Here is a 14,071-nt window from a genome sequence, read left to right as displayed (position 1 = left end):
CGGTTAACGGTTAACGGTTAACGGTTGAGTTTTAACTGTTGGCTTTGTTAGTTTCTCGTAAAACTGTTCCCTGTTCCCTGTTCCCTGTTCCCTGTTCCCTATGACTGATGCGAATTTTATTAGTTGATGATGAAGTTGAATTAACGGAACCTTTGAGTCGGGTATTGAGCCGCGAAGGATATACGGTTGATCTTGCAACAGATGGACATTTAGGTTGTGAGTTGGCTCGTCAAAATCCATATGATTTGTTAATTTTAGATTGGATGTTACCCCAAAAATCGGGGTTAGAAATTTGTCAAGAATTGCGATCACAATCGAATCGAACACCGATTTTATTTTTAACCGCAAAAGATACCCTCGATGATCGGGTTCAAGGGTTAGATGCTGGGGCGGATGACTATTTAATGAAACCCTTTGAACTGCGAGAATTATTAGCGAGAGTTCGGGCTTTATTGCGTCGCCATCTAGTCACCGAATCCCCCGTTACCAATTCTAACCGTTTGCAAGTGGCAGATTTAGAATTAGATGCCGAAAATCAACTCGCCTATCGGGGAGGACGCATCATTGATTTATCGGAAAAAGAAAGCCAACTGTTAGCTTATTTGATGCGTTATCCAGGGCAGTTATTAACCCATCATCAAATCCATCAACATCTCTGGGGAGAGGGTGAACAGCCCAGCAGCAATGTCTTGGCAGCACAAATTCGTTTATTAAGACGAAAAATTGAAATTACGGGAGAAACGCCTTTAATTCATACCGTTTATGGCAAAGGATATCGCTTTGGAGAATAAATTTATCCTCCTGATTTGAGTTCTAAAACTTCATCTAAATTGGCAAATGTTCCCCCATAAGTAATAGTCGGGGTATCATAACCTTTAAGATGAACAGTATGTTGTTTAAAACCTTGTTGAGGACAAGCTTGGGCTAGATATTGATAAGTTGTTTCTCCTAAAGCAATATCACTGCCAATTTCTTTCGTGGCTGACTCCAAACGAAACGCCGCATTAACCGTATCTCCCAAGGCTGTATAGTCCGCACTTCCGCCACTTCCGGTATTTCCCACCATTGCATATCCGGTATTAATTCCAGCCCCCACTCGTAACGGAAAAGGCAGGGGATAAAGATGACTTAATTCCAGCGTAATTTTGTGTAACTCACTTAATGCTGTGACAATTTTTAGGATTTCTTGGGGCGTTACCCCTTGGGTTCCATGAAACCAAACCGCCATAATGGCATCCCCAATATATTTATCGACCCAACTGCCATTTTCTCGAAGAATTTGTCCGGCGTGACGAAACCAACGCCCAATCACTTCTGATAAAATCCGTTCATCTAATTGTCGAGTTAATACAGTAAAATCTCGAATATCCATCACCATCACCGATATCAAGCGACGCACGGTTAATGTAGCGGTAAAATCTTCAGATTCCGGTTCTGAAGGGTCAGTTTCCTGGGTAACATCAGGACAATAAAATTCTAACTCCGTTTGTCCAAAAACAATATGGTCACCATTATGAAGCGTGACGGGAATACTAACTCGACGACCATTGACAAAGGAACCATTTCGACTTCCTAAATCGATTAAAAAAAACTCACCATTTTCCATGCGTTGTAACATCGCATGATTCCGAGAAATCCATCGGTCTTTAATGACAAAGGTATTATCTTCACTGCGACCCAATGTCCAGTAATTTTTACCCATCAGTGGCAAATAGTGATTACCACCTTCGGTATGTAAGACTAAGTGGGGAGTGGGTTGTAAGGTCACAATCAATGGGTAGGGGACATTGGAAGATTAAAGTTATGACTTTTTAAACGCTAAAACGGTTAAAAAGCCACGCCTATGATCATAAACATTTTTTTCTCCGCACCCTCTTTTAAGTTCTGTTTAAGCTAGACAAGCTGCAATCAAAAATAAACTATCTACTAAAATTGTACTCAATACCGCTCCCCCAAATGCCCACCAATGCTGTTCTTTAGATTGTAATGGAAAAACCCCAACCCCAAATAAAAATAAAGCAAATCCGACGGCCCAACTAATTCCCCAAGGGGTACTGACAATTTGGAGGGCATTTTGAAAAATGGGTAACGCTAAGGCGGGTTCAACGTGCATCAGTTGCCGCCAACTTGGAATTAATCCCGTGATATAAAAATACCCATCGGTCACGGCTGTTCCAAATAAAGAACCTAGATAAAACCAGTTGCCAACTTTACCCCAACCTCGATATAAACACCAAACTGCAAAGGGAACCCCTAAAGCTTCTACCGGTAAATGTAACAAAGGTTCCCACCGTAACCATCCCCAATAGATAGCCCCGGTTAGCCAACTCCAACTAAATCCTAATAATAAGTCTCCCCAAACCCAAGTCGTCGGTTGCTTAAGTAATGTCCAACTGATTCCGAGCCATCCCAAGGTCAGAACTAAGGTGAGTTCTGGCCATTGTCGCACCAGGGGAGCTTGGAAAAAGACAGGAACACAGACGAGAAACACCGATGCTAAAAACACCAGCCAAATCTGAGATTCTTTAACTTTGGCCAGAACCGTTTGCATCAATCGAGAGGTGGACTGAATCGGTTGAGTGGTAGTCAAAATAAAACCTACTAGAATGTTGAACAAGATCTTTAAGATTTATGAAGTAAATTATCATAATTTAATATATCATATTTTTTATCCCCCCCTAGGGGATTTAATCTTGACTTTAGCATAGAAATCCAGGGTAGAGTGTGGGAGTTGGGAGGAAAAGTGGGAGATGCTGATCCTGTCCCCCTGTTTCCTTGTCAAAAAATGTTACATATTATTGCGTTGATTCCTGAAAGTTGAGATGGAGTTGCCTTAATCCCTTAATCTGTAGGATAGCCAACCATGTTGCTCTAAAGCTCTGAGCGATCCTGGTTAAAATAACCGAAAATTTGGGTTTAACACTCCGTCCTTCTAGGATGGCTTCGTATTAAGATTTAGATGGTCACAGACCCACCCGACTTTGAAAGCAGCATCGACTGTGGACTTAAGGAGTACGGGAAAGCCAAAAGTTAAGGGTCTAAAATCCCAACTTGAGGCAGAATTAAGAACCCAAGATTGTTTTAGGGGGTCGCCGGAGGGCATTCGGAGACTTAAAACGGACGTGGAGAGAGTGTAAGACCTATTTTTTAGGCAATTCTTGATACGTCAACCCACCGAAAGGCTTTGCCTGGTAGGAATCTACTTGCCGTTAGGCAGTGGAGGATGTCAACACAAGATAACAAACGACGTTGAGTTCGAGATTAAGGAGATATTAAGGTGGCGCTTCCTTTATTAAGCTATGGCCCGACCAGCCGCAATGTTCGCGTTGCTGGCTTTGAAGTAGCCGGTGATGAACAACCCAGAATTTTTACGGCTGAAAATATGCCCTCTGGTTCTGAGTGGGATAACATCATTTGGGCTGCTTATCGCCAAATTTACAGCGAACATCAAATCCTGAAAAGCAACCGTCAAACTAACTTAGAGTCTCAGCTTAAGTTTGGTCAAATTAATGTACGGGATTTCATTCGGGGTTTAGCAATTTCCGATCCCTTCCTGCGTCGCAACTACCAAACCAATAGCAACTACCGTTTTGTCGAGATGTGTGTTCAACGCATTTTAGGACGGGATGTTTATAGCGAACGTGAAAAGATCGCATGGTCTATTGTGGTTGCAAACAAAGGCCCCAAAGGCTTTATTGATGAGTTACTCGATAGCGATGAATACCTGGATAACTTCGGGTATGATACGGTTCCTTACCAACGCCGTCGGGTTCTGCTTCAGCGCAATACAGGGGAAGTTCCTTTTAATCTCAGAACACCTCGCTATAACGAGTACCACCGTAACCAGCTAGGTTTCCCTCAAATCGTTTGGCAAAACGAAGTTCGTCGCTTTATTCCTCAAGAAAAACAAGCCAAAGCTGGCGATCCCCGGAACTTCCTGGATGCAGCACGGGCTGTTACTCCGACCATCACTCCCGTGACTCGTGTTGCATTGGGCGATATCAATATTGAAACGATGGTTCCCCGCAAACGCTAATCTCGGCGAGGGCAAAGCCAGCTAATTTTCAACAGAAACGTTATTAAAATAGCGTTTAAAACCGATTTGCAGTTCTAGGGGTGGTGGATTCGGATAAAGATTGGTGAAAACACCCATCAATCAATAGCCGAATCATCCGCCCCTACCTGTTTAGGATCAAATTAACTCTACATAAACGAACGCACAACACCGTTTAACGTTAAGTTTAAAGGTGTTCCTAACGCTTGGAATTTCCACTGTCCGTTTTGTTGCGATAGTTCTCCGAGTAACATAGAAATTTGCCCGGAGTAAGTCGTTTCACCAGAAAGACTATAACGCGCAATTTCTTTCCCGGTGGCATCTATTGACCGAACAAAAGCATTATTAACCATTCCAAAGTGCTGTTTACGGTCTTCTGCATGGTAAATATTCACCCCTAAAATAATCCGTTGATAAGCTGCTGGAAGGGTTTTAAGTTCAATAATAATTCGTTCATCATCTCCTGAACCTTTTCCAGTGAGGTTATCTCCTGAATGAATCACGGTATTATTTTTTGTGGCTAAATGCCCAAAATAAATCACATCTTCTTGTTGATTTTTTAGTTTTCCTTGAGCATTTAATAACAAGGCAAATCCATCTAAATCAAAGTCTGCATTTCCCCCTAATAATCCTGCAAATAACCCTTTTTTTGCCACATCCCATCCTAATCCCATCACGACCCTTGATAAATCATATTCGTTTTTATCAAGAATGATGCTTTGACCTTTTTTTAAATTAATAGCCATAATTAAAGTCCTAATAAATTAAACGTATTTATCTACAAAACTTTGTAACCCAGAATTATAACCTTGTCCAACGGCTTGAAATCGCCATTCACCATTTTTGAGATATAATCTCCCAAATTCAACAGCAGTTTCCCGTGAGAAATCTTCTTCTAAATCATATTTTGTGACTTCGGTTTGAGTGTCATCATCGTAAATTCTAATATAAGAATTTCTCACCTGTCCGAAGTTTTGTCGCCGTTTATCTGCATCGTGGATAGTAACAACAAAAATTAATTCTTGAATAGAAGAATTGATTTTAGTTAAATCTACAACGATGGTTTCATCATCCCCGCTTCCTGCTCCCGTGCGACTATCTCCTAAATGTTTCACAGATTGATCAGGAGAAATTAAGTTATTATAAAATACGAAATATTCATCGATTGGAATTTTACCATCTTCTGCTAACATAAAAACAGAAGCATCTAAATCAAAAGCTGTTCCTGTATCACTAGCATTCACATCCCATCCTAAACCAATGGATGCTCGTTTTAAGCCAGGGGCTTCTTTTGATAAACTAATTCTTTCCCCTTTTCTAATATTAATCGACATGATTAATCAACTCCTAAAATTGTAAATTCTATTAGTATTATCGGCTGACGGTTAACCCTTAATCATCAACCGTCAACAGCCAAACATCTTAGGTATATTGTTGAACAAAACCTTCTAAACCGGAATTATAACCTTGTCCAACAGCTTGAAATCGCCATTCACCGTCTTTTCGATAGAGGCGACCCATTTCAATGGAGGTTTCTCTGGAAAAATCCTCTTCTAAGTCATAGCGAGTGATTTCTGAGTCGGTTTCATTGTTATAAATTCGGATATAAGAATTACGGACTTGTCCAAAATTTTGCCGTCTTGCTTCTGCTTCATAAATGGTGGCGACAAAGACAATTTCTTGTATATTCGGATCAACCGTATTTAACTCAACCAGAATGGTTTCATCATCCCCGCCACCTTCTCCAGTGCGGTCATCTCCCAGGGATTCTACAGAACCATCAGGGGATTTTAAGTTATTGTAAAATACGAAATATTGTTCATTCGGAATTTTGCCATTACTTCCGAGCATAAAGACCGACACATCCAAATCAAAAGCGGCTCCCGTATCAGAAGCATTAATATCCCATCCTAATCCAAGTCCTGCTTTTTTTAAACCGGGTGCTTCTTTAGAAAGACTAATGCGTTCCCCTTTAGTTAAATTAATCGTCATGGCTTTAAATCCATTTTCCTCAAATAAAATTACTAATACTCTACACTTAATTAGGGAGCTATTCCGCCGAATTAACAAGACGTTTTTGATACTCAGCTTCTGTAACTAGATCCTGGGTACTTTCCACCCGATCTAAAAATACAATTCCATCGAGATGATCGAGTTCATGCTGAAAAATTCGAGCTACAAAATCCGTTAATTCCTGATGACAGAGTTTCCCCTCACGGCTGGTATATTCAACTTCAATCCTTTGATAACGGGGAACTAACCCTCGAATTCCCGGAACACTTAAACAGCCTTCCCAACCTTTAATGGTTTCGTTAGAATGGTTAAGAATTTTAGGATTAATAATCGCAGTGGGTTCCATTACGGGTGCGTTAGGATAACGCAATGTAGGGCGAGAAGCCATAATAAATAAGCGATCGCTCATTCCCACTTGAGGCGCGGCAATTCCCACCCCATTGGCTTGAGACGCCGTTGCAATTAAATTATCAATTAAAGTTTGAATTTTCTCCTCCCCAATATTTTCAATAGGATGAGTATAACCTCGCAAAACAGTGTTCCCTAATTCAGAAATCGCTAAAATTTCACTCATTTGATTAAAAGTTAACTGTTACCAACTATTAACTAATTTATGAACCGATAACTGATAACTGATAACCGATAACCGATAACTGATAACTGATAACTGATAACTGATAACTGATAACTGACAACTAATTACCCTTGAATTTGCTCAGGCATATTCCCCGTTTTGACTTCTAAAGTTAAGGGTTGTCCTTTACGGTTTAACTCTACTTTCATCGGAGTTCCTACATTTTGATTTTGGACTAATTCTTGAACGGCATCCGATTTTGTAATGGGTTTATCATCAATTTTTACAATAATATCCCCCGGTTTTAATCCAGCTTTCATTGCAGGGGAACCCGGAATAACATTAACAATTAAAACGCCATTGTCTTGAGCAATTTGAAACTCTAAATCAGGAGTTTCTCTTAATTCTTGACGCAATTCGGGGCTGAGTGTTACCATTTCAATGCCTAAATAGGCGTGTTCAGCAGTTCCCGTTGTTGCTAATTGTTGGGCAATTTGTTGAGCTTTATTAATCGGAATGGCAAATCCTAACCCTTGAGCGCCACTAATAATAGCGGTATTCATTCCAATGACTTCTCCTCTAGCATTCAGAAGAGGCCCCCCAGAATTGCCAGGGTTAATGGCCGCATCGGTTTGAATAAAGCCAATGCGTTTATCAGGAACCCCGACATCACTACTAGAGCGTCCTGTGGCACTAATAATTCCCACCGTAACGGAGTTATCTAATCCTAAAGGATTGCCAATGGCGATCGCCCATTCTCCCGGAGATAAAGTCTCAGAATTGCCAATTTTCACACTTGGCAGATTATCCGCATTAATTTTAATTACAGCAACATCAGTGACTGAATCTGATCCTAAAACTTTTCCATCAAACCGACGACCATCTTTTAAAACAACTTGTACCCGCTCAGTTCCCTCAACAACGTGAGAGTTGGTCATAATGATGCCATTAGAGGAGAGAATAAACCCTGAACCCGTCCCTTGTTCAACAGGGCCATTAGAACGGCGTTTAGGAGATTCAGCCCCAAAAAATTCCTCTGGAAAGCCGTCCCCAAACTGGTCAAATCCTCGACGAGCCACTTGACGAGAGGCATTGATCCGAACCACAGCCGGCCCAACTTCGTTAACAGCATTAACAATAAAGTTAGACTCTACAGGCTTTAACGTGGCTGCTAAATTCGCTTTTTGACCTAACCAAGCCGTCGGGTTGGGGGGAGAGCTTCCATTATTATTGGCATTAGCAGAAGCAGAAGGGGAAACTTGAGCCAGGGGTTGAGGGGTTGACGATGGAACCATTGAAGCGTTGCGGGTGGCTAACCAGCGATCACCGAGTAAAGCAACCCCGCCTCCGATCAGTAATAAGAAAACAGTACGGAGGGGGTTTTGGCGATTTTGTTTGTCAGATGTACTCTTCATCAACGGATTTTAAGATGTTTATAATATCAGTAGTTTTGAACTATTTCCTAGAGTTCAGGGTTTTTCTGAGCCTCCCATTGATTAATGTTGACTTTAATTGGATCATTCCTTTATTATTATCGCTTTTATTTTCCAGGGTTTGCAGAAGTTGAAAAATTTTAAATTTCCGTTGCTCCTGTCTCAGGGATCTGATAGAAACTGTTATCCTGTAATGTGAACTCGTGGGTCTAGCTATGGAACTCCCCATCGATCATCTCTGGAATCAAGTTCTTGAACGTCTCCAGGTACAATTGGGACGTCCAACCTTTGATACCTGGATTAAAACCGCTTGGGCACAACAACTAGACAACAATTGTTTAATCATTCGCACGCCAAACCCGTTTTCTTGTAATTGGCTCCAGAAGTATTACCGAGAGTTGATCGCTGATACAGTCCAGGAAATTTTGGGTTATCCGGTAGAAATTTATATTACAACCCAGATTAACGAATCTGCCTCGGATTCTAGCTTATCTCATTTTATTTGGCCGTCTCCCGTCGCTCCCTTGGGAACGGAAAACCCTCACGATTTACCCCCCAAACCGATTAATTTAAACCCCAAATATGTGTTTTCTCGATTTGTGGTCGGGGGGAATAGTCGTTTGGCTCATGCGGCTTCTTTAGCGGTAGCGGAGTCTCCAGGTCGGGAGTTTAACCCATTGTTTTTGTGTGGGGGTGTAGGCTTGGGAAAAACCCACTTAATGCAAGCCATTGGTCATTATCGTTTAGAAATTGCACCTTATTCTAAAGTGTTTTATGTTTCAACGGAAAAGTTTACCAATGATTTAATTACGGCGATTCGTCGAGATAGTATGCAGAGTTTTCGAGAACATTATCGAGAAGCCGATGTTTTATTAGTGGATGATATTCAATTTATTGAAGGGAAAGAATATACACAAGAGGAATTTTTTCATACCTTTAATACGTTGCATGAAGCGGGAAAACAAGTGGTATTAGCTTCTGATCGTCCTCCCCATCAAATTCCCCGATTACAGGAACGTTTATGTTCTCGATTTTCGATGGGATTAGTAGCGGATATTCAACTGCCTGATTTGGAAACGCGGATGGCAATTTTACAGAAAAAAGCGGAATATGAAAATGTGCAGTTACCGCGTGAAGTGATTGAATATATCGCGTCTAATTATCGGTCTAATATTCGGGAATTAGAAGGAGCTTTAATTCGTGCGATCGCCTATTTATCAATTTCGGGTTTAGCCATGACCGTAGATAATATTGCCCCGGTTTTAACCGCAACGGAAAAATTAGAGGAATCTTCCCCCGAAGCAGTGATGCAAATTGTCGCAGAAATTTATAAGGTTTCTATTGAAGATTTAAAAGGCAATTCTCGACGACGAGAAATTAGTTTAGCGCGTCAAGTGGCGATGTATTTGATGCGACAACATACGGGTTTAAGCTTACCCAAAATTGGAGAATTATTTGGGGGAAAAGATCACACCACCGTCATGTATAGTTGTGAAAAAATTTCCCAGTTACGCCACCAAAATTCTGATTTAGCCCAAACCTTAAGACAACTCAGCGATCAAATTAACTTTACCAGTCGTTCTCATTAGAATCAGAGGGAACAGGGAACAGGGAACAGGGAACAGGAGAAGAAAGAATAGAAACTCGACACCTTTATTGGGGTTTGTGGAAAACGTTGTGGATAACGCCGAAAACAGATAAGATCCTTATGATATCAGGGAATTACCCGGTTGAAGTGTTGCTGTTTTTCACAAGTTTTCCACAGGTTTTCCACAGGTCATCCCCTGAAAACCCTTGCATATCCCATCCAATTTTCGACTCTCCAGGGGGATGAGCTAGGAAAATTATGCTTATTTTATTGGGCTCAAATCGAAGTTGGGTAAGGTATAATCAAAGGTTTGGTTCTCTCGTCAACATCAGAAACCGTTGGAGAGAGTTCCTATGGGAACACTGATGAGTCTTAAGGTCATTATGAAATTTATTGTTGAGCAGGACAAATTAAGTTCTAATTTATCTTGGGTTTCTAGGGCAATTCCTTCTCGTCCCAATCATCCCATTTTATCTAATATTTTAATTGATGTAGATGAAGAAAATCAACGAGTCAATTTAACAGCCTTTGATTTAAGTTTAGGGATTCGCGCCAGTATGCAGGCGACCGTTGAGGAGGGAGGAACTTTAACTGTCCCGGCTAAATTATTTAATGATATTGTTTCCCGTTTACCAGGGGGAGAAATTACCCTAGATGATGAAATGGGAGATGCAATTGTAACTTTAACTTCAAGTTCAGGAAGGTATCAAGTTCGAGGAATGGCGGCGGAAGAATATCCAGAATTACCGTCTATTAAGGCCGGAGATTCGATTCATTTAGCAGCAGAATCTTTAATTTCTGGATTAAAAGGAACGTTATTTGCCACCAGTCCTGATGAAACGAAACAAGTTTTAACGGGGGTACATTTAAAGGTTGAAAATAATACGATAGAATTTGCTTCAACGGATGGTCATCGGTTAGCTGTTGTGCAAACAGAAAATTTAAGTGAAACCGATCCCGATGAAGAGTTAGAAGAATTTGAAGTGACTGTTCCTGCACGGGCTTTAAGGGAAGTGGAACGGATGGTGGCAATGCGAAGTGTAGAGACGAGCCATGGCGCGTCTAAAAACGATTCTCCAGTGGTAATTACCTTGCGTTTTGATGAAAGTCAAGTTATTTTTGAACTGGGAGAACAACGATTAAATACTCGCAAATTAGAAGGAGCCTATCCAGCTTATCAAACTTTAATTCCCAAGCAATTTTTAAATCAAATTAATTTGGATCGACGGGGTTTTGTGGGAGCTTTAGAACGAATTGCAGTTTTAGCTTCCCAAAAAAATGATATTGTTAAATGTACTGTTGATCATGTTAATCAACAAATTGCTTTATCTGTAGAAGCCGCCGATGTGGGGAATGCGTTAGAATCTCTTCCGGCTCAAATTTCTGGGGATGAACCGAAGGAGTTAGCCTTTAATGTTAAATACTTATTAGAGGGTTTAAAAGTATTTAATGCTTCGGAAGTTTCTCTCCAGTTAAATGCGGCAACTAGCCCTGTTATTGTTAATCCTTTGGGTGGGATTAAAATGACGTATTTAGTCATGCCTGTACAATTAAGGAATTAATCTCAAGAAATCGGTTTCTGTATCTTGCGGAAACAAGAATTAAGCCGTTAAAAGGTAACTTCCCATAGGAGCGAGGCGCGCCCAAAATCCGTCAACTGACGGGGTGACAACCCCGTCAAAAACCTTCGTTTAGCTAGAGGGAATAGAGCCAAATTACGGTAAAATAAAGATGGGGTAGTATGCGTGAAAAGCCCCATCAAGTCAAAATGATTCCTCAATTTTACCAAGTTTCTATAGCGAGTCAGGGGGGTGAGTAGAGGAGGATGGTTCCAGCTTTTCTTTCCCTTTCCCCTACACCCCCCACCTTTGTCCTCGTAGTTATTACTGTTGAGTGTTAGGCTCCGTTTCAGGTTGTTCCGAATTGTTATTATTGATCACAGGTTGAGCATTGTTATCTTCGGTTTGAGATTGAGCTTCTTGTCCCTCTTTAGCCGGGACAACCGCAACATTAACGACCACTTGTCGCACCCCTTTAATTTCCTTGGCTAAGGGATCAATACGTTCATATTGGGGTTGAGTTGGGACTGTTCCAGCCACTGTTACCACTCCATCTTTAGCGGCAACCGTGAGTTGACTGGCGGGTAAATTCGCTTCTAATTTCGAGCGAACTTCACTTTCTAAATCACCATCGGCTCGAATTGCATCACCCCCGGTGATATTATTGCGTTGTTCACGAGCGCGAATATCTTCATTAAGCTGACGTCTTCGCAGTTCACTTTGGGCATCTTTCTGAATTTCTTTGGCTTGTTCAGGTTTGGGAGCTTCTGCCGTTTGGTTCGGCGCATCGGGGGCACCTGTGCTGGTTTTGGCAACATCATTACAGGCGACAGCACCGAGTAATAAGAAACTACCCATGAGTAAAGAGGTTAATTTTTTCATGATTGAAACTCCGAAGTAAATATATAAAAATTGTGTTGAACTGAAAAACAAATGAGAGTTGAGGAATTAGGAACGAAGCCTTAAATTTTTGTCGTTCCTAATTCTTGAATTAAAGAGTGTTACCAGGTAGAATTCGTGCGATCGCGTTCAACGGATTTAGAAGTCGGACGAGGAGTATACGGATTAGGGTTGGTATAAGCACTAACATCGACATCAGCAGCATTATAAATTTCCCATTCATGAATACTATGACGTTTGAAAATGGGTTCGGCTCGTCGCAGTTCTTCTTCAAAGCCATCGACCATAATCACATAATCTCCTCGGTTGAGGTGATCGTTATAAACGTGAGCGCGATTTTCAGGGATACCCAAACCGACTAATCCCCCCGTTGCCCCTCCCGCAACTGCACCGATGGCTCCACCGGATAAGGCGGTTGCAAGGGCTGTGGCTGCGGCTCCACCAGCAATCACAGGGCCAACACCAGGGATGGCTAAGGTTCCCAGTCCCACCAATAAACCCCCTAAACCGCCGAGGGCGGCTCCCGTTGCTGCTCCGGCTTTTGCTCCTTCGTCGGCTTTATTCCCGTGAGTTCGAGGATTGAGATCAACGCCCAAATTTTGTTGACCTGCACTGGTGAGGGGATGATGACCGTCGATATCCTTAGCAATGACGGAAACACGTCCCATGGGGAAACCTGAATCTCTTAAATCGGTAAGTGCCATTTCAGCATCATGACGATGATGGAACACGCCAATTGCTCGTTTATAGGGATGGTGGCGGCTCTCGGTGATGGGTGTTGTTGTAGATGTTGTTACAGGTGTCACCGGATAAGCGGCTGGGCCAGAAACAGGTGCAACTTTAGCAATATCAGGGTGAGTGTGTTCTAACGGTCTTGAGCTTTCCAAGGGTGCGGACATTTCCACTGGACGGCTGTGTTCTACGGTCGTTGTTGAGGAAATCACTGTTGGATCATAAATCTGCCACTGTTCAATTTTGTGACGGCGTAAAATAGCTTCAGCCTGGCGCACTTCCTCTTCTGTGCCACTGACAATCACAATATACTCACCGCGATCCAAGCGATCATTATAGACTCTGGCCCGTTCAACGGGGATACCATATCTCACCGCGTCAAAGCGATCGCGAATGTCAACATCTGTGAAGGAATTCCGTCTTGGCTGATTCGAGACGATACTAATTCGGCTTAAGGGAAAACCAGCAGTTCTTAAGTCCGTAATGGCGTGTTCAGCATCACGAGGGTTGGAGAAAACACCGACGGCGTGTTTATTCCGGCTTACAGCAACGGAATGCTCATGATGATGATGGGGAGTAATATCTTGGTTGAGGTGAGCCGGGGTAGCGGAAGCAACACCGGGAGCATCATAAACCTTATATTCTTCAATGTGATGGCGATTTAAGATTTGATGAGCGTGAGCAATATCGGCTTCATTGCCATCGATAATAATCAGATATTCACCGCGACCGATGCGATCGTTATAGATTTTGGCATCTTCTTCGGGAATTCCTAAGCCAATCAGTGCTCCCAATAAACCTCCAGTCGCCGCACCAATCGCTGTCCCCGCTAAGGTTGTGGCGAGTGCTGTTGCAGCGGCTCCCGCTAACATAACGGGGCCAATTCCAGGGATGGCGAGAGTGCCTAAACCCACTAATAATCCGGTTAGTCCGCCTAAAACGCCCCCTGTGGTGATTCCAACCGCCGCGCCTTCTTCGGCTTTGTTATCGACGTGTTGGGCTGCGCGACTTTCAGAAACAGAATCCTGAACATCGGCTCCTGCAATTTCCGACTCCCGAATGTCATCTCTGGTAATCACAGAAACCCGATCCATGGGAAAACCGGAATCTCTGAGGGCATAAAGGGCTTGTTCGGCGGCGTGACGGTTAGGAAACACACCGACAGCACGTCGGTTGTGACCCGTAACAGGATGAGAATGACTAATTGCCATAATGTTC

At 42.3% G+C, this 14,071-nt stretch carries 13 protein-coding genes; 4 read left to right on the top strand and 9 right to left on the bottom strand.

Features of this window, described 5'->3' with window-relative positions:
* Window positions 1–107: 107 nt before the first annotated feature.
* Window positions 108–791: a two-component system response regulator RppA gene (rppA, locus tag NMK36_RS19365; RefSeq protein ID WP_254174423.1), complete on the top strand. Its 684-nt coding sequence runs from the start codon at window positions 108–110 to the stop codon at window positions 789–791.
* A gap of 2 nt (window positions 792–793) precedes the next feature.
* Here rppA and NMK36_RS19360 read toward each other — a convergent pair whose 3' ends face one another.
* Both NMK36_RS19360 and NMK36_RS19355 read right to left on the bottom strand, forming a co-directional pair.
* Window positions 794–1,771: an adenylate/guanylate cyclase domain-containing protein gene (locus NMK36_RS19360; protein WP_072720085.1), complete on the bottom strand. Its 978-nt coding sequence runs from the start codon at window positions 1,769–1,771 to the stop codon at window positions 794–796.
* Between the two features lie 117 nt (window positions 1,772–1,888).
* The gene (locus NMK36_RS19355) at window positions 1,889–2,620 is read right to left on the bottom strand and encodes a DUF3120 domain-containing protein (protein WP_245824280.1); all 732 of its coding nucleotides are present in this window, start codon (window positions 2,618–2,620) and stop codon (window positions 1,889–1,891) included.
* Window positions 2,621–3,277: 657 nt separating this feature from the next.
* Between NMK36_RS19355 and NMK36_RS19350 the strand changes: the two genes are divergently transcribed.
* The gene (locus NMK36_RS19350; protein ID WP_072719831.1) at window positions 3,278–4,036 is read left to right on the top strand and encodes a phycobilisome rod-core linker polypeptide; all 759 of its coding nucleotides are present in this window, start codon (window positions 3,278–3,280) and stop codon (window positions 4,034–4,036) included.
* A gap of 167 nt (window positions 4,037–4,203) precedes the next feature.
* On the opposite strand, the gene NMK36_RS19345 is transcribed toward NMK36_RS19350, so the two are convergent.
* The 5 genes from NMK36_RS19345 to NMK36_RS19325 form a co-directional block, all read right to left on the bottom strand.
* A complete protein-coding gene (locus NMK36_RS19345; RefSeq protein ID WP_072719830.1) occupies window positions 4,204–4,800 on the bottom strand; it encodes a TerD family protein in 597 nt (198 codons plus the stop codon).
* A gap of 18 nt (window positions 4,801–4,818) precedes the next feature.
* Window positions 4,819–5,388, bottom strand: a complete 570-nt coding sequence (locus tag NMK36_RS19340; protein ID WP_254174422.1) for a TerD family protein — start codon at window positions 5,386–5,388, stop codon at window positions 4,819–4,821.
* Window positions 5,389–5,476: 88 nt separating this feature from the next.
* Complete coding sequence (locus NMK36_RS19335; RefSeq protein WP_072719828.1) at window positions 5,477–6,046, bottom strand: TerD family protein; 570 nt, start codon at window positions 6,044–6,046, stop codon at window positions 5,477–5,479.
* Between the two features lie 58 nt (window positions 6,047–6,104).
* Window positions 6,105–6,641, bottom strand: a complete 537-nt coding sequence (gene def / locus NMK36_RS19330) for a peptide deformylase (protein WP_072719827.1) — start codon at window positions 6,639–6,641, stop codon at window positions 6,105–6,107.
* 125 nt (window positions 6,642–6,766) lie between these two features.
* Window positions 6,767–8,056: an HhoA/HhoB/HtrA family serine endopeptidase gene (locus NMK36_RS19325; RefSeq protein WP_072719826.1), complete on the bottom strand. Its 1,290-nt coding sequence runs from the start codon at window positions 8,054–8,056 to the stop codon at window positions 6,767–6,769.
* A 233-nt stretch (window positions 8,057–8,289) separates the two neighbouring features.
* On the opposite strand from NMK36_RS19325, the gene dnaA reads away from it, so the two are divergent.
* Window positions 8,290–9,663 carry a chromosomal replication initiator protein DnaA gene (dnaA, locus tag NMK36_RS19320; protein ID WP_072719825.1) on the top strand — a complete coding sequence of 458 codons (1,374 nt, stop codon included), beginning with the start codon at window positions 8,290–8,292 and terminating at the stop codon, window positions 9,661–9,663.
* 382 nt (window positions 9,664–10,045) lie between these two features.
* On the top strand, window positions 10,046–11,224 hold the full coding sequence (gene dnaN, locus NMK36_RS19315) for a DNA polymerase III subunit beta (RefSeq protein ID WP_072720084.1): 1,179 nt from the start codon (window positions 10,046–10,048) through the stop codon (window positions 11,222–11,224).
* A 321-nt stretch (window positions 11,225–11,545) separates the two neighbouring features.
* Here dnaN and NMK36_RS19310 read toward each other — a convergent pair whose 3' ends face one another.
* Window positions 11,546–12,103: a BON domain-containing protein gene (locus NMK36_RS19310; protein WP_072719824.1), complete on the bottom strand. Its 558-nt coding sequence runs from the start codon at window positions 12,101–12,103 to the stop codon at window positions 11,546–11,548.
* Window positions 12,104–12,222: 119 nt separating this feature from the next.
* Window positions 12,223–14,064 carry a general stress protein gene (locus NMK36_RS19305; RefSeq protein ID WP_254174421.1) on the bottom strand — a complete coding sequence of 614 codons (1,842 nt, stop codon included), beginning with the start codon at window positions 14,062–14,064 and terminating at the stop codon, window positions 12,223–12,225.
* Window positions 14,065–14,071: the final 7 nt, after the last annotated feature.

This window comes from Planktothrix pseudagardhii (genome assembly GCF_904830925.1).
Taxonomy (GTDB): domain Bacteria; phylum Cyanobacteriota; class Cyanobacteriia; order Cyanobacteriales; family Microcoleaceae; genus Planktothrix; species Planktothrix tepida.
This window is presented reverse-complemented; position numbering and strand designations above follow the sequence as displayed.